Annotated in this window: 16 protein-coding genes; 4 read left to right on the forward strand and 12 right to left on the reverse strand. The window is 45.8% G+C overall.

The features are described 5' to 3' along the window. Window positions 1-92 precede the first annotated feature (92 nt). Window positions 93-1,076, forward strand: a complete 984-nt coding sequence (locus ACFSR5_RS01820) for a lipoate--protein ligase (protein WP_380900103.1) — start codon at window positions 93-95, stop codon at window positions 1,074-1,076. A gap of 6 nt (window positions 1,077-1,082) precedes the next feature. On the opposite strand, the gene ACFSR5_RS01825 is transcribed toward ACFSR5_RS01820, so the two are convergent. From ACFSR5_RS01825 to ACFSR5_RS01840, 4 genes are all read right to left on the reverse strand, one after another. Further along, complete coding sequence (locus ACFSR5_RS01825; protein WP_380900105.1) at window positions 1,083-1,829, reverse strand: DUF72 domain-containing protein; 747 nt, start codon at window positions 1,827-1,829, stop codon at window positions 1,083-1,085. 74 nt (window positions 1,830-1,903) lie between these two features. Then, the gene (locus tag ACFSR5_RS01830) at window positions 1,904-2,452 is read right to left on the reverse strand and encodes a GNAT family N-acetyltransferase (RefSeq protein ID WP_380900107.1); all 549 of its coding nucleotides are present in this window, start codon (window positions 2,450-2,452) and stop codon (window positions 1,904-1,906) included. 50 nt (window positions 2,453-2,502) lie between these two features. After that, window positions 2,503-3,717 carry a DUF763 domain-containing protein gene (locus ACFSR5_RS01835; protein WP_380900109.1) on the reverse strand — a complete coding sequence of 405 codons (1,215 nt, stop codon included), beginning with the start codon at window positions 3,715-3,717 and terminating at the stop codon, window positions 2,503-2,505. Window positions 3,718-3,793: 76 nt separating this feature from the next. Further along, window positions 3,794-4,936 (reverse strand): metallophosphoesterase family protein, encoded by a 1,143-nt coding sequence (locus ACFSR5_RS01840; protein ID WP_380900111.1) that lies wholly within the window; start codon window positions 4,934-4,936, stop codon window positions 3,794-3,796. Between the two features lie 259 nt (window positions 4,937-5,195). Here ACFSR5_RS01840 and ACFSR5_RS01845 point away from each other — a divergent pair, with 259 nt between their 5' ends. Continuing rightward, the gene (locus tag ACFSR5_RS01845; RefSeq protein WP_380900113.1) at window positions 5,196-8,249 is read left to right on the forward strand and encodes a beta-L-arabinofuranosidase domain-containing protein; all 3,054 of its coding nucleotides are present in this window, start codon (window positions 5,196-5,198) and stop codon (window positions 8,247-8,249) included. Window positions 8,250-8,319: 70 nt separating this feature from the next. Here ACFSR5_RS01845 and ACFSR5_RS01850 read toward each other — a convergent pair whose 3' ends face one another. The 8 genes from ACFSR5_RS01850 to ACFSR5_RS01885 form a co-directional block, all read right to left on the reverse strand. After that, a complete protein-coding gene (locus ACFSR5_RS01850) occupies window positions 8,320-8,931 on the reverse strand; it encodes a DUF4202 domain-containing protein (RefSeq protein ID WP_380900115.1) in 612 nt (203 codons plus the stop codon). 552 nt (window positions 8,932-9,483) lie between these two features. After that, window positions 9,484-10,611, reverse strand: a complete 1,128-nt coding sequence (locus ACFSR5_RS01855; RefSeq protein ID WP_380900117.1) for an NYN domain-containing protein — start codon at window positions 10,609-10,611, stop codon at window positions 9,484-9,486. 128 nt (window positions 10,612-10,739) lie between these two features. After that, window positions 10,740-11,786, reverse strand: a complete 1,047-nt coding sequence (locus tag ACFSR5_RS01860; RefSeq protein ID WP_380900119.1) for a Gfo/Idh/MocA family protein — start codon at window positions 11,784-11,786, stop codon at window positions 10,740-10,742. 80 nt (window positions 11,787-11,866) lie between these two features. Further along, entirely contained in the window at window positions 11,867-13,045 is a 1,179-nt protein-coding gene (locus ACFSR5_RS01865; protein WP_380900121.1) for a metallophosphoesterase, read from the reverse strand. A 1-nt stretch (window position 13,046) separates the two neighbouring features. Continuing rightward, a complete protein-coding gene (locus tag ACFSR5_RS01870; protein WP_380900123.1) occupies window positions 13,047-14,831 on the reverse strand; it encodes a RagB/SusD family nutrient uptake outer membrane protein in 1,785 nt (594 codons plus the stop codon). 2 nt (window positions 14,832-14,833) lie between these two features. Then, window positions 14,834-18,115: a TonB-dependent receptor gene (locus ACFSR5_RS01875; RefSeq protein ID WP_380900125.1), complete on the reverse strand. Its 3,282-nt coding sequence runs from the start codon at window positions 18,113-18,115 to the stop codon at window positions 14,834-14,836. A 248-nt stretch (window positions 18,116-18,363) separates the two neighbouring features. Then, entirely contained in the window at window positions 18,364-19,467 is a 1,104-nt protein-coding gene (locus ACFSR5_RS01880) for a FecR family protein (protein ID WP_380900127.1), read from the reverse strand. A gap of 65 nt (window positions 19,468-19,532) precedes the next feature. Further along, window positions 19,533-20,075 carry an RNA polymerase sigma factor gene (locus ACFSR5_RS01885; protein ID WP_380900129.1) on the reverse strand — a complete coding sequence of 181 codons (543 nt, stop codon included), beginning with the start codon at window positions 20,073-20,075 and terminating at the stop codon, window positions 19,533-19,535. Window positions 20,076-20,429: 354 nt separating this feature from the next. Here ACFSR5_RS01885 and ACFSR5_RS01890 point away from each other — a divergent pair, with 354 nt between their 5' ends. Then, window positions 20,430-20,663, forward strand: coding sequence for a 4a-hydroxytetrahydrobiopterin dehydratase (locus ACFSR5_RS01890; protein WP_380900131.1), 234 nt, complete (start codon window positions 20,430-20,432; stop codon window positions 20,661-20,663). Next, window positions 20,660-21,721, forward strand: a complete 1,062-nt coding sequence (locus ACFSR5_RS01895) for an AI-2E family transporter (RefSeq protein ID WP_380900133.1) — start codon at window positions 20,660-20,662, stop codon at window positions 21,719-21,721. The genes ACFSR5_RS01890 and ACFSR5_RS01895 overlap by 4 nt, the downstream gene beginning before the upstream one ends. Window positions 21,722-21,744: the final 23 nt, after the last annotated feature.

Below are 21,744 nucleotides of genomic sequence, written 5' to 3' on the forward strand. Positions count from 1 at the left end.
TTTCTAGAGATGATGTTCGACGTTGGACGGTGTCGCAAGCCGTCCATCGACTTTGTCTGTAAAAGTTCCTATTTTTGTAAAAACGGTGTGCCATGCTAATTATTGATTCGACCTCCTCTGATCCTTATTTCAATATCGCGTCGGAAGAGTATTTGTTGCGTACGTATCCGGATACGGATATCTTTTTATTATATGTGAACGCACCTTCGATTATAGTGGGTAAATTTCAAAATACCCTGTCGGAGATCAATTTGGATTTTGTTCGGCGAAAAAATATTAAGGTGGTTCGGCGCTTATCGGGAGGCGGCGCGGTATATCACGATTTTGGCAATTTGAATTTCTCGTTCCATACGTTACTTGCCGAGAACGATTTTATGGATTTCTCGACGTTTACACAACCCGTCATCCGTGTGCTGAACAGATTAAATATACCTGCTAAATTGGAAGGAAGAAATGATTTATTGGTTGATGGTAAGAAGTTCAGCGGCAACGCCAAATTGGTCAAGGATGGTAAAATGGTGCAACACGGAACGCTACTGCTTGATTCACAGATGGGGGTTCTAGCAGATGCCTTGCAGGTCAACCCGCTTAAATTTGTTGATAAAGCGGTCAAGTCGAACCGTGCCCGGGTCACGAATCTGATTGACTACTTTCCCAAAGATCTGACGCCACTTGCGTTTAAACGGCAATTGCTGGAGGAGATGTTTCGAACGAACCCCGACGCCAAAACATATACGTGGAACGATCTTGATAAACAAGCTATTCAACAATTAGCCGCCGAAAAATATGCAACATGGGACTGGAATTTTGGATTTTCACCCAATTACAATTTTCGTCAAGCGGTTAAGATTCCGGCTGGATTTATTGAGCTACACCTTGATGTACATAAAGGATATATCCAAGGGGCAAAGGTATATGGCGATTTTTTTGCAACACTACCCATTGAGGAATTTGAGAAACAACTGCTTGGAAAAAAACATGATATCGCGGAGTTGACCGATGCAGTTAGCCGCCTCGATCTGACTGGATATTTTGGTAAGGTAACGCTTTCGGAAATTCTACAATTGTTCGAATAATAACCGTTAGGATAGTATGTAACTTTTCAATACGGATAGATTGTTTAGGGCGTCACCTATGGTGTTGTTAAAGTAAACGTACACTTCTTTTCCATTACTCAGCCAATCGTTGACATAAGACGCATATTCAGCGAGGGTCGCCTCGTCGTAGCTTCCTCGATAGTCGCCATCTGGGCCGTGTAATCTTAAATAAACAATATCTCCCCAAGCCTGTTCCAGACGTATGCCCGTAGCTCCCTTATCGTGGAGCACCATAAAGGCTCCATGATTGCGAAGCAATTGTATTGTTTCGCAACGATGCCAGGAAGAATGCCGGAATTCCACACAAAGTGGCCATACGTATTCCGGGTCGGACTGACGGAGGGTGTTCAGTAGCTTCTCTAGCTGATGGAAGCTAGAAAAGCTCATAGAAGGTGGAAATTGGATCAATAGACAGCCGCGTTTCTCCGCTGCTTCGCGGACAATCTGCATAAACAGGTGTACATCTGCCGGATTGAAATCCAGATTTTTGAGATGCGTGATGCCTTTCCACAGCTTGAACGTAAATCGGAAATCACCGGCCACTTCCGTACACCATCGGGCTACTGTTCGGGCTTGTGGTATCTTGTAAAATGAGCTATTTACCTCTAAGGAATTGCACAGTACACTATACACGCCAAGCCGACTTTTATCGTGTAACGATGCTGGATAAAAGGACTTATTTTTGTAGGGCAAAACGATGCCGCTGGTTCCTGTATAGAAAGCACTTTTCATGGATTAAACCCGAGTGTCCGTAAGAGGCGTGTCCGACAACGTGCCGTCCGGTATAGTATGAAAACGCAGAACAACTACTTTCGTTTGGGCAGTTCCTTTAATTTTTTGAAGAAATACGTGGTATTGCAGTACATGCCGTTTGGAAAGAGCGCATAATCGGGAATATGACCAACAATGGACCAACCTTCCCGCTGGTATAAATAATAAGCGGCGCTTTCCGTCACCGTATCTAAAACTAAGAGAAAGCGGCCTAGCCGTATGGCTTCTGCTTCTACTGCGTGTAGTAGAAGACGCCCGATTCCCTGACGGCGGGAACCGCTATGTACCTGCAGTTTAGCTACATCGGCCCGATGTGTTTGGTTCGCTGGCAGATCGATCAACAACTGGATGGTGCCGACGACTTTGTCCGTGGATACCTGCCGTGCAACAAATAAGATCAGCTGTTGACGCGCTACACGTTCAAAAACATTCTCCCAAAAAGCGCAGGCTTCCTTTTTTGTCAGGGTTTCCATAAATCCAATGGATGCACCATGGCAGACCGTGTCAAGGGTCAATGTAGCCAGCTCCTTTTGGAGATGGTTGTCCTCCGCTGTCAGGCGGATGATTTCAATTGTTTCGTTCATAGTTGCGTTATGATTGGATACAAGATCGCATTTTTCCTGCTCAAAATGCGCTAAAATAAGGATAATTGACTGGTTGAGGTCGTAAAGGGAGGTTGTTTGGCGTCTCCCATGACTGTCCTTCCACCGTATTTCCAAGCGTCCTGTCTTTCCTGCGTAATCACGTGGTCGAGATCAAAATTCGGCGTAAAATGCGGTTCGGTATGCAGCACGATTTGATGTAGTTTCTGAATGGTTTTTTTCTTGTCATGGTTGCCCAATTTGGATCGCTCAATGCCTTTTTTTATCACTTGAATGCTCTCATCATAGATGGTTAGGGGCACGGGAAACGGATGCCCGTCCTTTCCACCGTGTGCGAACGAGAAACGAGCTGGATCCTGAAATCGCGCTGGTGCGCCATGGATCACCTCGCTCACCAAGGCTAGGGACTGTAGGGTGCGCGGACCGACGCCTTTTAGTAAAAGAAGATCCTCAAACTGTTCGACAGGGTTTTCTCGAGTCACATAGAGTAAGGCCCCAAGTCTTTTCAGATCAACATCCGTGGAGCGTAGATCGTGGTGTGCGGGCATCACGAGGCGGGCATACGCCTGTACGATGCTCGTAGGATTTTCTTGCGTTATCGATAAGATTCCTGCTCGATTGTCTGCGGCCTGGGACGCGGTCAGATTTAAGATAGTGCCCTGCGGTTTTCCATTAATTCCGGTATGCGGTTCCTCTACAAAAGAAGAGAGGTTTTCCGAAAGCCAATGATAGCGCCTCGCCGTTCCATCGTGACTATGCATACCTTGCTGCACTACGGCCCATTGGCCGTTATCGGAAAGGATGAAGTTATGCAGGTACAACTGGTATCCGTCGTGGATAGCCGTATTATCTACCTTAGCCACCAATTTGCTAGCTCGGATTAGCGGTGCAGCATCCAGGCCTGTTTTTTCGGCCGTATGTAGTAGCTCCGCCGGTGTATTTCTAGAAAAGCGCCCTTTGCCACCACAAATATAAAGGCCAAGGGAAGATGCATGTGGATTTATTGCTCGTTTCAGTGCGCCCATGACCGAGGTGGTAATGCCGGAAGAGTGCCAATCCATGCCGAGTACAGCACCAAAACTTTGAAACCAAAAAGGGTCAGCCAGCCGGCGGAGTACCTCGCTTTTTCCATAATCCATGAGAATCGCTTCGACAATAGCATGCCCTAGGTCAGACATACGCTCATATAACCAAGCGGGTACTTTTCCGTAGTGAAGTGGTAGATCGGCAATTCCGGATTGTCTCATGTTGTACTAAAATTATTAGTACAAATATACGAGAAAGTAACGAGATCTGGGAGTAATACACGCAGGTCACTAAACATCAACCTAGAGTTGATGTATTGTGTTCCGTTCTTCGGATCGGGATGGTAAAACGATCGTAAACCTCCGCTTGCATCAATTCGGGTGTAGTAAAGACTTCAGGAAGACAATAATAAGTTCCTGAAAGCTGTAATTGGCTCTGCACGCGCTCGATGGTTAGTTGCAAAAAGCCAAAATGACGGTCGCAAAAAGCCTTAAGTTCGATGTTGTCACTGCCCGGAAGACAGTCCACTCGCGGATCTCCTAGTGTTGCAATAGCATGTAAATCCGCATAGCCCCCGGCACCCGCTACAATGTATGGTGTACGGTGACCGTCTTCATCGGATTTTTCGAAACGCTGATAGTTATGTACATGGCCACTAAATACAGCGTCCGGGCGCACGCCCGTTTTTTGAAAGGCATCTTCTAGAAAAGCAATCATCGCCAAACTCGACCCGTGATTCGTATCTGCCGAATAAGGTGCATGATGTATACATACGATAACCGCTTGTTCCGCACGGTTTGCCTCGGCGTGAAGCAACTCTTCAACAAACCAATTGCGCTGCTCATCCGTGACCATACCGTATTTTGTAACGTTTGCATACAGCCCAATAAAACGAGCTAAAGGCGTCTCTAATGTCCAATACACGTTGGGCTGGATCATACTGTACCGACGGCTTCCATTTCCAAATCCAATAGGCCTTCGATGTGTATCACAAAAGACATCCATAAATGCGTCTAGACTCTGGTACGGAGTTTCAGAATTGGGATTGATATCGCCGTCGTGGTTTCCTGCTATCGCGAAGATCGGATGTGGATAATCTTCATAATGCTTTAAGAATTGCGGAGCATATGCATGTGCCTCACCATGGTTGTAGACGATGTCACCTAAATGATATAAAAATGATAGCGCCGGTTCGGTTGCGCTTTGCTGACAAACTGCGGCGGCAAGCACAGCTTGAAATTGCGAATGCCGGATGCTTCCCGTGTCGCCAACCATATGGAAACTCATCCGGAGTGATTCCGCTGGAGTGATCTCCCGGATGGATGCCAATGCTAAGCGATAGGGGTATTGGCCCGTCGGTGCAGGAAGCGGCTTGAAATTATGAGAATCGTCAGGAATATCTTTTAAGACAACCGGGCGGGTATAGATTTTATTTCTCATACCACAAAGGTAAAGAAAGGGGGATTAAATACATGTTAAGTTTTTTGTTAATGAATGGTAGCAAGCCAGTTGTCCACCCCCAAGAGGTTATGAGTTAATATCATGCTGTCATTAGCTAAAATAGATGTATCAGAACGAGGTAATTCTCCCTAATTTTATGGGATCATTTGGAAACATCTGTTTTGTGCAGGATAGCCTTTTGGAAGAGGTGCTTTTCCGTAGAGGTAGATCCCATCCTCATTAAAAAATAACATGACATATGCATACTAATTTTTTACGGTTTATTCTATTAATAATTGTCTTCACACAGATACGTACAAACGTATGGGCACAAAGCGGCGATCAGATACTCGACGGCATTGGAGAAACAGGTATGATTGCACGATATATTTTCAATGGAGATGTGAAGGACTGGTCCCGAAACAACCTACATGGAAAGGTACATGGTGTCGCTACGTTTGTTCAAGACGAGCAGTTTGGTAAGGTGCTTTCATTATCCGGCGACGAATCCTCTTTTGTATCCTTGCCCAATGAGACATTAACCGATCTGGAATCAATAAGCATATCGGGCTGGTTATTCCTCCGTTCGGACGAGGCAGGGGGAGTTTTTTTTGATTTCGGCAGAAATGCTGAAAACCATCTTTTTGCGCTTCCGCTTGGGACAAAAGATCGTGCAGGTTTTCAAGCCACGGTTAAATCGGGTGGTAAACCCGCACAGATGGCTCGTTCAGAAGGGATAGATACCGGAAAATGGGTTCATCTATCCATTGTATTAGACGTTCCCTCGAATGCCATGACAACATATGTTAATGGCAAAAGAAGAGTAACGGTGACCGATATACCTCAGGAATTACTCTCGTTATTTGGCATGCGAAGCGGAGAGAAAACGAATATGTATATCGGCAGGTCGATTCTTCCCGACCAACCGAATTTGAACGCATTGGTACACGATTTTCGAATCTACCGCGTTCCGCTGACTCCAAATCAGATCACGACCATCTACAAAAATTCGTTACACGGCGTTCGTGAAGATGTCGCCAGTATGGGAAAAGCAGAAGATGATTTGCCAAGTTATCCGATGACGAAAGCACAGCTCTACCATGCATACCTGCTCCAAGTACCGGATGTACACGTCGAGACGGCCATTGGAGAACTGCCGCGGTTGCCTAGTTACGTGCAGGGTATCTATAAAGACGGAATGGTTGGACCAAAGGTGCGTGTGCTTTGGCCGTCGCCCGAGGATAACAGTACGGTCGTCCAAGCGGGGAGGTATACCATCACAGGTCGTGTGCCCGGAACCGATTTGCAGCCCAAGGCGATGGTAACCATAAAAGGAACTGGAAAGGAAACTCCCCGTCTCACGCTTTCCACGTTTGATCTGGATCAGGTGGCCCTCCATATGGACACGCATCAGCAACAAACCAAATTCGTAGAAAATCGGGATAAGTTTATGACGACATTAGCGGCCACCGATCCGAATTCGTTTTTATATATGTTCCGTCATGCCTTCGGTCAACCACAGCCATCTGGCGCCCAACCATTAGGTGTTTGGGACAGCCAAGATACCAAGTTACGGGGGCATGCTACAGGGCATTATCTAACAGCCATTGCGCAGGCTTATGCAGGAACCGGTTATGATAAAAGCCTTCAGGACAATTTTGCGAAAAAGATGGACGACATGGTTGAGGTGTTGTTCGCACTATCGCGGCTCTCTGGTAGACCACAGACGGAGGGAGCGGCACATGTTTCCGATCCTCGAGCGGTTCCTATGGGAGAGGGAAAGACGGATTACGACTCCGATCTGAGCGATGAAGGTATACGTACCGACTATTGGAACTGGGGGGAGGGATTCATCAGTGCATACCCCCCTGATCAGTTTATTATGTTGGAGCGGGGCGCCAAATACGGTGGGCAGAAAAATCAAATTTGGGCCCCGTATTACACGTTGCATAAGATTTTGGCAGGATTGCTGGATGTGTATGAAGTGAGTGGAAACAAAAAGGCGCTTGCTGTAGCGACGGGCATGGGCGATTGGGTATACACACGGTTGAGCAAAGTGCCGACAGAGACACTTATTAAGATGTGGAATACCTATATTGCTGGCGAATTCGGGGGAATGAATGAGGTCATGGCTCGTCTGTATCGAATCACAAAACAAGAGAATTACCTAAAGACTGCTCAACTATTTGACAATATTGATATGTTTTACGGGGATGCGGCGCATACCCATGGGCTAGCGAAAAATGTGGATACCTTCCGCGGGTTACACGCCAACCAGCACATCCCTCAAATTGTAGGCAGCATAGAAATGTATCGCGTGTCGGATCGTCCGGCTTACTATAAAATCGCTGATAACTTTTGGTATAAAGCGGTCAATGACTATATGTACAGTATTGGCGGTGTGGCCGGAGCACGAAACCCGGCAAATGCCGAGTGTTTTATCAGTCAGCCTGCCACGTTATATGAAAACGGATTTTCTGCCGGCGGACAGAACGAAACCTGTGCGACGTACAACATATTGAAATTGACGGCGAACCTGTTCCTGTTTGACCAGCGTACCGAGCTCATGGATTATTACGAGCGGGGTTTGTACAATCATATCCTGGCTTCTGTGGCGAAGGACAGCCCGGCCAATACCTATCACGTGCCCCTACGTCCCGGTAGCATGAAACAATTTGGTAATCCCCATATGACAGGTTTTACATGTTGCAATGGTACAGCAATTGAAAGCAGTACGAAACTGCAAAATTCGATCTATTTTAAAAGCAACGATAACCGCGCTTTATATGTGAACCTGTACATTCCATCTACGCTTCAATGGGAAGATCGTGCTTTGACGATTATCCAAGATACCGATTTTCCAAAGTCAGATCATACACGCCTGACGGTAAAAGGGAGTGGTAAATTTGACCTGCACGTACGGGTACCGGGATGGGCGACAAACGGCTTTTCTGTCACCATTAATGGTAAGCCACAGCAACTTCAGGCGGAGCCCGGAACATACCTGAAAATTAGCCGTACGTGGAAAAATGGCGATGTGGTTGAATTGAAGATGCCGTTTGGATTCCGTCTAGATCCAGTTATGGACCAACCAAATATCGCAAGTTTATTTTATGGGCCAGTTTTGCTAGCTGCACAAGAGCCCGAACCAAGGAAGGAATGGCGGAAGATAACCTTAGATGCCGCAGATATTGGTCATACGATTCAAGGTGATCCGTCCAAGCTAGAATTTACCATTGACGGCGTTGTGTTTAAGCCGTTTTACGAGACCTATGGTCGCCATTCTGTGTATATGGATGTAACACTGAAATAACAGCGAATAGAGTACGGCCTGCTTAAACGATTGATTGGTCTAAGCAGGCCGCATAGAGGCAGGCCACACGTTAGTTTTTAGTACCCAGCTGTGCTAATGCTTCTTCTATATAACCTATGCCTTCATCCGAATACGAGAGGGTGAGGGCAAACCGGTGACCCTGTGCATCCATTTTTAGCAATGATTTTTTTAAGATGTGCACGATCTTCTCCCGGTGCTTAGGGAAAAAATCTTCATATTGGTATTCCAAAAAAACGAGACAAAGCGCATTTTCCATCGTTTGGACCGATGGGTTTACTTTTAATTTTTTTTTGAGGATAATTTCTTCCACCTCGTCAATCACCGTATCCGAAAACCCGAGTTTGCTTAAGATGCCCCTCGCTTTTTCAGCATGATGGGCAGCAAGTGTTTTGCGCCAGAGCAAATAGCCGGGTTTGTCTAAGGGGAAAGCGTGACGGGGAATTTCCCACCGACCAATATGTTGAGCCCGTGAGGCCAAAAGGAGTGCTTCACCGGCATTCGGAGACAACTTGACAATCCAATCGAATAATTTAATAGCAAGAAAATACTCTTGCGGATAATCCGTTCCTTCCCAGTGAACGATATTGGGATCTTGCTTATTATACTCGTCAAAGTGTGCAAAAGCAGCTTCAATGTAATGATTCATTCCTATTTCATTCATATTTTACATTTTTTTGGCGTGCCCTAACCTTAGATGGGTGCTCGCATTTTTATTTCGGATTGTGTAGCAAGATAAAGATAATTAAAATTACATTGGAATAGAGAAGAAAAAGCCCGCGTATGCGGGCTTTAGACTTAACTAAACTTGAGTATCGGGCGATACTCCACATTGAAACATAAATACCCAGCTACTAAATGGGTATATCTTTATCGGCTTTTGTTCTTCGCCGCAGACAAAATATGCCATACTCGACACAGTCCTACCGGAGAAGAAACAGCCGTCTTATATTTTTGGAAACGCCTTAGGCTATTTTATGACGTTGTTTTTCCAGATGATGTCGTAAAAATAGATGGTTTTTTCTTTTTCGTTTACGGTAATTAGATCAATTTACGTTTTTTGTCGGCGAATACGGCGAAATAGTCGGTGAAAGGCGGAAAAGATAGGTGGTAATTTACGGTTATCGCCGTTCGTCGATATAACCATCCGGCACCAATGTACGTGTTCCGGTTGCAGGATATTCGTAAGCCACCTAAAAGACGGATGAATGAAAAATTATGCTTTTTCAATTTTATACACCGCATCCTGAAGCTTCGTGAATCGCACAGATACGCCTTCAGCTAATTCTAATTCTGCAGCCGCTTCTTTTCCAAGGTTGAGGACATGGGAGCGATCCCGTTGGTACGTAAATCGGCATTCATATTCATTACGGATAATGATCTTGATTTTTTTAGTTTTATTTGGAAAGAGCGCTTTCACATCTTTCGTCAGGCGAATTTGGTTTTTCTTAACATCGTCCGCTGTAATTTTGTTTCCAGCTGTTGGTACAACCGCCGTTTCAAATTTTTCTTTAGCCGATTTGGCTGACTTGGGAACAGAAGGCGCCGGTGTTTGTAAGGGCGTTTTGTTAATAATATTGCGGATATAATAGAGTTTGATCTTTGATTTTTCCGTCGTGCGTTCATCGATTTCAAAATCTTCTTTTCTCGTTTTAAAGAGATGCGAAATTTTTTCAAAACCGTAATTACGTGCATCGAAATCCGGTTTGCGTTTGATGATCAAACTGCCGATTTCTCCCAAAAATGCCCAGCCGCTTTCATCGGCAGTATCGTCGACAGCATCTTTGAGCAGGAGCAAAGTGTCGTCGTCCAGCGGATTGATGGAGACCTCTTCTACGGGCGCAACCTTCGGCGTTGTATTGGTGGGCACGACTTTCTTTTCTGCTTTTTTCGCTGGCGCAACTTTTTCCAAAATCTCCACATAGATAAATTTGTCGCAAGAGGCTATAAATGGCTTTGGCGTTTTACGCTCGCCAATTCCAATGACTAGTTTTCCGGATTCCCGCAATCGTGTCGCCAACCGTGTAAAGTCACTATCGCTGGAAACAATACAAAACCCGTCCACCCGATCCGAATGCAAAATATCCATCGCGTCGATAATTAGCGCGGAATCGGTAGAATTCTTCCCCTGAGTGTAACTGTATTGTTGTATTGGCGTAATGGCATGTGTCAACAAACTGCCTTTCCAATTTTCGACATAAGGACGAGTCCAATCGCCATATATTCTTTTTATCGTTGGGATGCCGTAGCGGTTCACTTCATTTATTATCTCCTCTATTTTTTTTGAGGACACATTATCGGCATCGATAAGAATGGCGATTTTGAGATCTTTTTGTTGAGCCATAGCAATATAAAAACTTATGTATAACAGCGATATCCTGTATGTGCTTCCTATTTAGAAACTTCGGCGAGGTATCCCATTCGTTGCGAAAGTTACTTATAATTTGGAGAAAATCCGGGACTGCGTCTCAATTACTTTACGAATACGGTCTTATCCGTTCGTGCGCTTTCATAAATGGCACGGATAATAGCGACCGACTTTAGTCCCTCGCGACCATCTACTTGCGGCGGACGATGATGTATGATGGCGTTTATAAAGTCTTTTATCTGGAGTATATGCCCCGTATGGGCAATTTGCATGGGATCGCTGGCTCCGCCATTACTTTGCGGTGTAATCGTGTTTAATGTGGCGTTGTCCACCTCCTCCGGATGCTTAAATTGCCAGGTCGTCAGCCGTTCTTCCTCTAGGACGGCCGTGCCTTTCGTACCTACGATTTCGATGCGTTTTAACGTGCCGGGGTGTGCAGCTGTTGTACATTCGATACTTCCCAGGGCTCCGTTGGCGAATGTTAGGTTCGCGACAACGGTATCTTCGACGTCGATAGTCGTATGGCGTCGGTTGGCCATTTTTGCTTGCACCGACAACACCGGCCCCATATACCATTGTAAGATATCGACCGCATGGATGCCCTGATTCATGAGCGCGCCTCCACCGTCGAGATCCCATGTTCCCCGCCAAGCAGCCGATGCGTAATATGCCTCCTCCCGGCTCCATTTTACATAGGCACTTCCGATCACCAACGTGCCAAAACGATCCCGGTCGAGTGCGTTTTTCAGTTGCTGGCTCGCCGGGTAGAAACGGGAATGAAATACCGTTCCAATCTTGACCCCTTTTTTCTCGGCGGCATCGATGATACGCATGCACCGTTCCGTGGTGATTTCCAACGGTTTTTCAATCAGACAGTGCTTTCCCGCTTCGATACACGCTAACGCAGCATCGAGATGAGCGCCGGAGGCGGAACAAATACAGACTACATCTATATTTTTGTCTGCTAGAAAATCCTCCAGCGTAGTAAAAGCTAAACAGCCGTGGTTTGCTGCGAAGGCCGAAGCGCGTTCCGCCGTTCGGTTAAAGACGCCTAGTAGCTGCGCTTCGGCAATTGTTGAGAGCGCCTGTGCATGTACATGTGCGATGGCACCTGTGCCAATGATGCCAAACCCGAAAGACTTGTTTTTCATAGACCGAATATAAGCAAGTTTTGTGGTATAAAACGAGAGCGTCCTCCGGCTATATGCAAAGTATACTCTCGTTTTGTTCGCTAATGCAGGGCGTTGATATCTATTTGCTCAACAAACTTACCCGATCGGTCGTACATTTTAAAAGAGGCCTTCTGTTGATTCATGTCCACCTTAAGCACGTGGGTATTTGCGTTGACAACAACTGGGAAATTGCAGATGGTGTTCGGCTGTTGAATGATATGTCGGTGCAAATGACCGCTTAACATGATTTGTGCGCCCGACTCGTTTAAGATGGGCACAAATTTCTTGGCAATGTCTTCTTCTCCGTGCCAACCCCCGAACGGAGGCATATGGCAGATGATGATCTTGTATTTTGCGTTGGTGTATGCGGGCGAAGATACCACGGTTTTCAACCATTTGGCTTGCTGTGTTCGATAGGCATCCATATCCACAATCCCACTGTACTCGATATCGGTATCGGGCTTGTCTTCTCCACAGTCCAGCACGACAAAACAGGCATCGCCTTTTGTAAAACTGTAATACAGATGTCCAGTGCTTGTCGGAAAGTATTTCGCATATTCGAAGGCAAAGGGACCTCGTGTTTCGTGGTTACCGCGTGCGTAGTACATAGGGATCTCACTCGCAAAGAGCGCTGTTGCGGTATCCATAAAGCCGCCGAACATTTGTTCTTCACTTAGTAGGTTGTCGACCATATCTCCATTGAAAACAACAAAATCCGTTGCTTTAAGATTGACTTGCCCGAGAAGGTCTTTCAGTAGGTCATTTTTGCCATGTATATCATTAACGACAGCAAAGTGGAGGTCTTGCGAGGTGCTGCCATTTGTCGTGAACTGTAGCGGAGCTTGCCGATAAACACCGGTGGCTACGGTCTGCCCATAGCGCACATCGGTACCCACATGTTTTAAAACCTCTTGACTGTAGACACGGTACCGATACGTTGTATTGGGCTGTAAATCGACGAGCTTTACCTCGTGTACCTTGCCTACGGTCTTAAAGCCATTTTTGGCGGCAAAGTATTTTGGCCGTTGCTGTTGATAAAAATGGCTCTTATCATCTGGGGCTAATTCAACCCACCCTATGGATGGAGAGTTCGTTGTCCACACAATAGACACACTGTTGTCCGTCAAACCCTGTAGATATGGATGATGGTTTATTTCGATCTGGGTTTGCCCATGTAGTGTGGCCACGTGCATCCATAAGTAGCACAAGCAGCTGATAAATACGGTATATGGTCTCATGTTAGTAGTTTGGATTTTGAATCAGTTTTTCGTTCTTGTTCATTTCATCGCGTAATATAGGAAGAAAATAGGCTTTGTCGTCCCAGGTATATTGTTCAAAATCGACGTGTTTTACCGTTGGTGTTACGCTGGTACTGTGGTCAGGGTTCATCTTATAAACTATGTCGGCTACTTTTGTCGTTCGATTATACACCTGTGGCGCGATCATCCATCGACGCACGTCGTAAAACCGATGCTCTTCGAATCCCAGTTCGATCCGACGTTCGTTTCGGTACCTATCCCGAAGAGCAGTTCCCGTTTCAGTAACAGCAGGCATTCCTGCTCGTTTTCGGACTTGATTGATGTATAATTTAGCTTCTTGGTCTTCGCCGAGGGCTATGCAGGCTTCCGCATAATTTAGCAGTATCTCAGCGTAGCGTATATACCGCCAGGTAACGGCCTGTCGTATGTACTGTGCGTCTATCATCGGATCTACGTATTTCCGGAGATAATAACCCGTATAAGAACCATTCCAATCTTCGATCGAACTTTTGCGGGTATCCACCCCATACGAAACGGTCATGCTATTACTGCTCGCGTTCCATCGTTCCCATCGGCCGGTTTGGATCTTATTGTGCGGGTCAATACCTTTTGCGTCATCCGGACGTTGTCTCCATGACGCCTCGTTAAAAAGTACTGTTCCATAGAAACGAGGATCCCGGTTTTGGTAAGGTGCCGCGGCGTGGACGGGATTTGACCAATTAAATCTGCTACCGTCTCTCATTTCAAAATCGTCGACGAAATCACCAAGTGGAGCATTCGTTCCCCATCCATGGTAACCGTTTGGCGAGGTGTATAATCCAAAGCGTTGCCCCATTGGTGTCGTGAAAAACTTGATGAAGATATCCTCTTCTGTTGTTTTGTTGAGGAAGATATCCGCATAGTTCTGTGCGATGTCATCGGTTGGAGCAGGGGTGGCGCGATACAGCTGGTAAATACCCAAGTCGATTACGGCCTTAGCAGCATTCTTTGCGGCCACCCAACGTTCTGCCCGTGTACCGGTCGTATATTGTAACAGATCGGGTTGTTCAAAGCTGTCGAAATGGTGCGTATTGTATAGGTCACTTGCTGCATAAAGCAACACCCGAGACTTTAACGCGAGTGCCGCACCTTTCGTCGCACGCCCGATGTTCGCACCACTGTGTGCAACGGGCAGTAGTTCAGCGGCTTTGTCCAAATCTGCCACGATAAACTGTATGCACTCGGCAAAAGAACTGCGTTCTTTTTGAAAGCCATCATCCAAATTATAAACCTCACTGATCAAAGGCACACCACCGTACGTGCTCACTAACGATTGATAGAGAAAAGCGCGTAAAAAATGCACTTCACCGGTCATTCGTTCTTTTTCTGTTTTTCCATCGACCGGTTGCGTACCAAACGGAACTTCCTCCGCTTTTGCGAAAAATAGATTACAATACCGGATACTTTTGTAAAGATCTTCCCATTTTCGAAAGCGCGATACGCCCCAACCCAGAAGATCGTCCGGGGTCATCCTGCTACGATTAAAATTGAGCGACGACGCGTTTCCCCGGTAGTGCCCTTCATCGACCAAGTTCGCTTTCATGCGGCCGTCAGTCAGCGGTTCGTCCAGTCTAAAGTAAATTTGATTGATAAAGGTCTCGACCAAGGCGGGGTCAGACCACACCGCGGTTTCCGAAAATTCGGTGGCAGGATCAGTATCCAGAAAATCCGTGTTACATGCCGTGAAAAAAAGGACGATACTGATATAGAGAATAGAATGTTTCATGGTTAGAATGTTAAGGATACGCCAATATTATACACTTTGTTTAATGGATACGCCGTGGCAGAGGTTGTTTCCGGATCAAAATCTTTTACCTTCGTAAACGTTAGCAGATTTTGTCCCGTGAAATACAACTGCAACGATTGTATCCGCATCTTTTCGCACCAGCCTTGTGGAATCGAATAACCAAACTCGAAATTCTTCAGGCGGATATAATCGGAAGCCTGCAACCAGTACGTGTTGGCATTCGATCGCCAATATTCGCTGTATCGATTCCATATTCGGGGTTTTACGGCATCGATGTTTTCTTCCGTCCAACGGCCGTCTACGTCTTGTTGTAAATAGTTCCCCACTTCTCCTTGCATTTCATAATAATTATTGCGTTGCGCGCCGGTGGCCCACTGAAAAAAGATACTCGAATAAAAACCTTTGTAGGAGAGGTCCACATTGAATCCGCCCGTCAAAGTTGGCAAATCTGTCTTATCCAATCGCACGCGATCTAACCCGTCGATTTTACCATCTTGGTTGACATCTTCAAACATAATGTCCCCGGGGCGTGCCCCCGCCCAATGCGGATAAGCATCGACGGCAGCTTGGTCCCTAAAAACACCAATCGCCCGATAGTATAAATCGGCGTTCATTGGACGTCCGGTCGACTGCTGATAAACAGGAATACCGGGCGTCTCGTCCCAGAAGCGGATCTTGTTTTTGTTGGTGGCTACGTTAGCAGATACGCTGTAATTAAACTCCCGAATAGCATTCCGATAGCCGACTTGCAGCTCGATGCCTTTGTTTTCCACTTCGCCAATATTTTCACGTGGAAGCGTCAAACCGGTCGATGTTGGAACCGATGCATTTCGGTGCCACAAAATATTACTGCGTAAGTTGTAATAATATTCGGCTGTTAACGAAAGCTTATTTCCCAGGAACTGTGCGTCAAGGCCTACGTTGGATTGGTTGGCAATCTCCCAGGTCACATTCGGATTGGGAATACGGGATTCTGCCAAGATCTTTTGTTCGTTGTCTCCATTGAATACGTAGATATTAGATGCCCCTGTTGCAAATCCGTAGCTTGCTAAATATTGATAGTCGTCGATGCGGTCATTTCCGGTTTGCCCCCAAGATGCTCTAAATTTTAAGTCATTGACCACCGGTGTGATATTCTTCCAGAATACCTCGTCGGATATACGCCAACCAAGAGACACGCCAGGAAAGAAGCCGAACCGCCCGCTTTTCGGAAACTTGTACGAACCGTCGTACCGCCAGACAAACTCAAGTAGATACTTGTTCGAATAGTCGTAATTAAAGCGTCCGAAGTAATTCAGCTTTCCGGTCATGGAAGACGATCCACTGTTGTTCTTTTCGGCATCGCCACCGGCAAATAGCTCTTCTAGGGCTGTGGATACAAAAAATTTGCGGAAAGCTTCAAACGACATGGTGTTCCCTTTAATCTTTTCGGCTCCCAAAAGACCCTTAAAATGATGCTGAAGACCAAATGTCTTCTCGTAATTTAATAAGGCATTGAGGGTCAGCAGATCAATGTTTTGAAAATCCTGTGTCAGTTGGGAGTCTGTGTATCCTTTTTGACCTTTAACCAAAATGGGCGTACCGCTATCGTCAACGGATTTTCCATCCCAATTGTAAAGATACCACGGCGTCTGCCAAAGTTTATTGTTGTGAATCGTTCTGTCGAAAGCAACGTTGCCGGACAAAGAAAGCCCCTCGATCCATGGGTTGCTGATTTCAATATTTGCACGCGACTCTAAAACAGTGGACTTATTACGGTCGTATCCCGTTTGGTTCGTTGTAACGACTACGGGATTGTTGCCGTATTCTATATCCGGGCCGTTTTCACCGGTTGGCCAATATGCATGCATATTCGGCTTACCCCGCCGTAGCATCGTGAAGATATCCGACGCAGACCGTGTCGGATAATTCCGGTTTACTTCCCGTAGTGCTGCATTTACGCCATATTTGATATACGTATTCAGCTTCCCATTTAAGTTGGCGCGGAAATTATACTGATTGAAGGTGGTCGCACTATTTTTGTAAATGGCGTCCTGCTTATCATATGCTGCAGACAAGTGGTACGAAATATATTCCTGTCCTCCCGATATCGTTAGATTGGTCTGATGCTGGTTGGCAACAGGCTCGAACGTTGCTCGGTACCAGTCTGTGTTTGGATGCCCCCATGGATCCGTACCATTGCGAAAAAGTTCAATATCTTCTGCGGTATATTTAGGCTGCTGACCAGCATATTGGCTGATTTCGTTAAGCATCTGTACATAGGTGGCGGCGTCCGTCACGTCTGGGATCACGGTTGGTTTGGCAAAACCCTGATTGTGCGAAATCGAAATCTGAGGTTTACCTGTCTTACCTTTTTTAGTAGTGACCAGGATCACGCCGTTTGCTGCTTGAGATCCATAAATAGCGGCAGACGCATCTTTTAATACAGTAACGCTTTCCACGTCCTTCGGATTGATTCGTTCCAACGAGCGGTTTGCGATACCATCGACAACAATGAGCGGGGAGTTGTCACCTAAGGTGTTGTTCCCTCGAATGCGCAAAGTCGCACCATCACTGCCCGGCTCGCCCGACCGGGAGACAGCGACCAGTCCTGGTAAACGGCCCGCTAGCGTATTGGAAAAGTTAGTGACTGGAGCTTTAGCCAATACATCGCCTTTTACATCAACGATCGACCCAGTAACCGTTGCGGCTTTCTGTGTACCGTATCCAACGACAACCACTTCGTCTAGACGCGACTGTTCGGCGATTAATGTGACCTGAATCTGCCGATTTTCAGCAACGGGAATGCGTTGCTCGGTATACCCCATGTATCGAAAAACGAGTACCGATTGACGAGGAACACGTAATCTATAATGTCCATACTCATCGGTCCTTGTCGAGATCGTTGATGCGCCTTCCACAAATACCGTGACCCCGGCCAGCGCATTTAGGGAATCACGAACTGTGCCCGTGACTTCGATATCAGTCTGTTTCTTCTCCGAAATTACCACAGTTCCGTTTACGTTACGGAAGGTTAAATTCTGTCCTTTAAATGCTTTGGTTAGCACGTCGGAAACCGATTCATGATATACATTCACGGAGATAGGACGGAGGCTGTTCAGAATGGTTTCGTCATAAAAGAACCGTACGTTCGTCTGCTTGGTGATCTCCTCAAGTACGTGCTGTACTTTGGCGTTTTTTAAGCGGAGATTAACAGTTTGCGCATTCCCTGAGGCATATGCAGCAACACTGAACGCGAACACGAGTAGGATTGTGAATTTCATAATACACAAGATTTTGAAGAAGGGAGAAGAACATATACGACTATGTTTCTCCCATCCTGAAAACGGCGGAAAAAAAATCATAACTTTGAATGAGTTTTAAGGTTTGATGTATTCTTAATTAACGTCTAAAAAAATGTTGAACCGAACTCTGTAGGGGATGCTACCAACATCCCCTTTTTTAGGTTGACTTCGATCTGTTTTGTCTTTAATTTTCCATAGGCTAGTATAGATTAGTTGCTTATCGGTTGTTAGTGAATAATAACGTGTCTTCCTTCAATGCGAAACGACTTTCCGGTGGTTAGTTGTAAAATTTCCAGGACATTAGACAGCTTTTGATTTCTGTTAATGCGTCCGCTATATACGGTAGTTGCTTGCGAAGGGATATCCCCTTTAAATACGACGTTATACCAACGGCTAATTTGCATCAAGATTTCCCGTAAATTGTGGCTGTCAAAGTAAAAGTCGCCTTGCTGCCAAGCGGTTGCATGGGTGGGATCTACTTTTTCAATTTTAATTTGTTGTTGGTGTACCACAGCTTGTTCGCCGGGTTTTAAAATCATTTCTTGATGGCGCTGCCGAATTTTGACCGATCCCTCCAAAAGAGAGGTGGCCACGGCTTCCGTATATGCGTTTACGTTAAACGAAGTGCCAAGGACTTCAATTTGTGAGTCTTTCACGTCGATACGGAATGGACGATCTCTGTCTTTTGCAACCTCGAAATAAGCCTCACCTTCCAGCGAGACTCTTCGCTCGTCTGTTGAAAAATGGGTGGGATACCGAAGCTTCGAGGCAGCATTTAACCAAACGCGTGTACCATCTTCCAACTCGACCTTATAAGTGCCTGCGGCCGGCACTTCAAGATGAGCGGTTTGCGTTCCTCCGTGTTGTTTCGTCGATGTGCGCAGAAAAGAGGAGTCGCGCAATGTTTCTCTTTTTCCGTCGGAATAGGAGAGCGTAGCAAAGTTTGTTCCCGGCAGGATGTCATTCGCAGAAGGGCCAGACGCAATAGTAGTCTCCGCCGCGAGCATATCGAACGTCTGTAACCCGTCGTGCTTTTTCAGCCAGAAGGTGGCTCCAAACACACATAAACAGCAGGCCACAGCAGCCGTTACGCGTAGCCAAAGGAGAGGTATTTCCTTTTTCTTTTTTTCTGGGAAAAGTCGTGCATCTAACTGCTCATTCAATCGTTGTGACAGTGGTACTTCTCCTTTCGGACGCACGGTATCACTGCCCGTTTTTTTTAACTCATAAAACCAATACAAAACGATACGTTCCTCCTCTGCTGTACAGTCGCCAGAAAGGTATTTTTTTAACAAAGATTTTGCTCGTTCGTAGCTTCCGATGTCCTTCATTACTTATATAACCTGCAAATGTTAGGACAAGTACCGAAGAAATTTATATTATTTTAGAAGGATAGCTATTTAAAGCGTACTTTCAGCTTGTTCAGGGCGAGGGTAATGTTGTTTTTTACCGTCTGTTCAGATAACGCAAGTTCCACCGCTATGTCTTTGATACTCATGGTGCTATTTCTGCTCATGCGAAAAACAGATTTCATGGTTGTTGGCATGGCGTCCACTTCTTTCTCGATCAATTGCGCCAGCTCTTTGGCAAGAAACTCTTCTTCACAAGAATTTAAAGCGTTGCTCCATGCGCCGGTCTCCAAAAGCGATGCTAAGCTCGATAAGTGTTTATTGTGTTTGGCGATCCAGTCAATTGTTTCATAACGCGCCGCTTTAAAAAGGTAGGGGTAGAGGGTGTCATCCACGGTAATCCGGTTGCGACGTGACCAGAACGATGCAAAAATATCCTGCAAGATATCTTCCGCATCCGCGGTGTTCTGTATGCGGCTGTTCACGAAATTGAAGAGAAGGTCTGCATAGCGATCGACTAATTCGCGAAAGGCTAATCGATTATCTTGTTGAATTTCTACTAATAGTTCTCTGTCGCTTAAATCATTCATATCACCGGGTCCAGGCTTGCATTACCAAAATGCCTCAAATTTATAATTGTGATATTAAGTTAATATTAATAATGGGATATATCCTAAAATTTGTGAAAATCGTAAAACAGATGATGATACGTCCGTGCTGTCAAACCGTTCATCATCTTGACAGCTTTACGCCCACAGTCGTCAAATCCAGCGACTCTTTCACATCCAATGCTGTTCACATAACTGCGCAGGGTCGGTCGGGTGAATAAAAAGGGCAATCGTCAACTAAGCAAAACCTATACTAAACAGGATGACTTCTTGATAAAAGGCGAAACAAATCTCTACTTCTGTTTGTTTTTTATGAAACAAAGGAGGAAATAAACCATGTGGGAAGAAGTATCTGGTCAGTTGTATCGCCGCTTTACATTCAAGGATTTTTCCGAAGCGTTTAGTTTTATGACGCGGGTCGCGCTGTTGGCAGAGCAGCACCAGCACCACCCGACGTGGTCCAATACCTACCAACGGGTCGAGATCTGGTTGAGTACGCACGATGCGGGAAATGTCGTGACCGAGAAGGATCGCTCTTTAGCTGCTGCAATAGACGGTTTGCTCGCATGAAAAAGGGAAGCTTGAATTTCGTTGCACTAAAAAATATAAATAACGTTCTGCTTTTTTTCGTTCTGCTATTTGTATTACTCTATTACGGACGGGTATTCCTGATTCCGGTTGTTACAAGCGCTTTATTGGCGATGTTGCTCGTTCCGGTATGTCGTAGGTTGGAAACATGGGGCTGGAAAAGAGGCTGGGCAGCATGTAGTGTAGTTTTATGCATGTTACTGCTTATTGTGGGGGTGCTCTACGTTTTGGTCAACGAATTAATTGGCTTAGGCAGGGATATCCATGTTATTGCAGAACGATTGCGCGGCATGTTAGATCAGGCACACGCATTTGTTTCTGAACAATTTCAGGTATCCAAAGGACAGCAGAAGGAATACCTTCACGGACAGATAACGAATTGGGCAAATACTGCTGGTAAACTATTTGGTGATTTGGTATTCTCCTTTGTCGGTACGCTGGGTAACCTCTTGGTGGTTACCGTATATACCATTTTAATGTTAATTTACAGAGGCCGTATGAAACGGTTTATTCTAGACGTTGTGAGCCGCTACGCGGGCGAGCCTGAAGTAGAACAAACGAAGGTTATTGTAGAAAAAATAACGCTCGTTGCTAGCCGCTACGTGGGAGGTATCTTTCTGGTGGTATTGATTCTATCCGTGCTTTACTTTATCGGGTTGACCATCATTGGTGTCGAAAACGCCTTGTTTTTTGCCATATTGGCGGCGCTGATCAATATTATCCCGTACATTGGGTCTGTTGCCGGCGGCGCTATCGTCGTTCTGTATACGCTAATCACCGGCGATACGTTGACGCTCCCATTGGTCGTTGCCGTGTTTTTTGCTGGTATACAACAACTGGATAGCTATGTCCTGACACCCAAGATCACGGGCGGAAAGGTGAGATTGGGGCCGTTGTTCACTATTATGGCGTTGCTGTTAGGGGGGATGCTTTGGGGGGTAGCAGGCATGGTGCTGTTTATTCCCATATTGGGTATCTGTAAAGTCGCCTTCGATCATGTCGAGCCGTTGAAGCCTTATGGCTATTTGATAGGCGACTGAATAACATATAGAAAATAGGGATT

This window comes from Sphingobacterium suaedae (genome assembly GCF_042684625.1).
Classification (GTDB): Bacteria; Bacteroidota; Bacteroidia; order Sphingobacteriales; family Sphingobacteriaceae; genus Sphingobacterium; species Sphingobacterium suaedae.

Bases quoted from the DNA above. Each gene is read 5' to 3' on its own strand.
- ACFSR5_RS01865 (WP_380900121.1), bottom strand. From the start codon at position 13,045: ATGAGACCATATACCGTATTTATCAGCTGCTTGTGCTACTTATGGATG.
- ACFSR5_RS01845 (WP_380900113.1), top strand. From the start codon at position 5,196: ATGCATACTAATTTTTTACGGTTTATTCTATTAATAATTGTCTTCACA.
- ACFSR5_RS01895 (WP_380900133.1), top strand. From the start codon at position 20,660: ATGAAAAAGGGAAGCTTGAATTTCGTTGCACTAAAAAATATAAATAAC.
- ACFSR5_RS01820 (WP_380900103.1), top strand. From the start codon at position 93: ATGCTAATTATTGATTCGACCTCCTCTGATCCTTATTTCAATATCGCG.
- ACFSR5_RS01860 (WP_380900119.1), bottom strand. From the start codon at position 11,786: ATGAAAAACAAGTCTTTCGGGTTTGGCATCATTGGCACAGGTGCCATC.
- ACFSR5_RS01850 (WP_380900115.1), bottom strand. From the start codon at position 8,931: ATGAATGAAATAGGAATGAATCATTACATTGAAGCTGCTTTTGCACAC.
- ACFSR5_RS01870 (WP_380900123.1), bottom strand. From the start codon at position 14,831: ATGAAACATTCTATTCTCTATATCAGTATCGTCCTTTTTTTCACGGCA.
- ACFSR5_RS01830 (WP_380900107.1), bottom strand. From the start codon at position 2,452: ATGAACGAAACAATTGAAATCATCCGCCTGACAGCGGAGGACAACCAT.
- ACFSR5_RS01855 (WP_380900117.1), bottom strand. From the start codon at position 10,611: ATGGCTCAACAAAAAGATCTCAAAATCGCCATTCTTATCGATGCCGAT.
- ACFSR5_RS01890 (WP_380900131.1), top strand. From the start codon at position 20,430: ATGTGGGAAGAAGTATCTGGTCAGTTGTATCGCCGCTTTACATTCAAG.
- ACFSR5_RS01835 (WP_380900109.1), bottom strand. From the start codon at position 3,717: ATGAGACAATCCGGAATTGCCGATCTACCACTTCACTACGGAAAAGTA.
- ACFSR5_RS01825 (WP_380900105.1), bottom strand. From the start codon at position 1,829: ATGAAAAGTGCTTTCTATACAGGAACCAGCGGCATCGTTTTGCCCTAC.
- ACFSR5_RS01875 (WP_380900125.1), bottom strand. From the start codon at position 18,115: ATGAAATTCACAATCCTACTCGTGTTCGCGTTCAGTGTTGCTGCATAT.
- ACFSR5_RS01840 (WP_380900111.1), bottom strand. From the start codon at position 4,936: ATGAGAAATAAAATCTATACCCGCCCGGTTGTCTTAAAAGATATTCCT.
- ACFSR5_RS01885 (WP_380900129.1), bottom strand. From the start codon at position 20,075: ATGAATGATTTAAGCGACAGAGAACTATTAGTAGAAATTCAACAAGAT.
- ACFSR5_RS01880 (WP_380900127.1), bottom strand. From the start codon at position 19,467: ATGAAGGACATCGGAAGCTACGAACGAGCAAAATCTTTGTTAAAAAAA.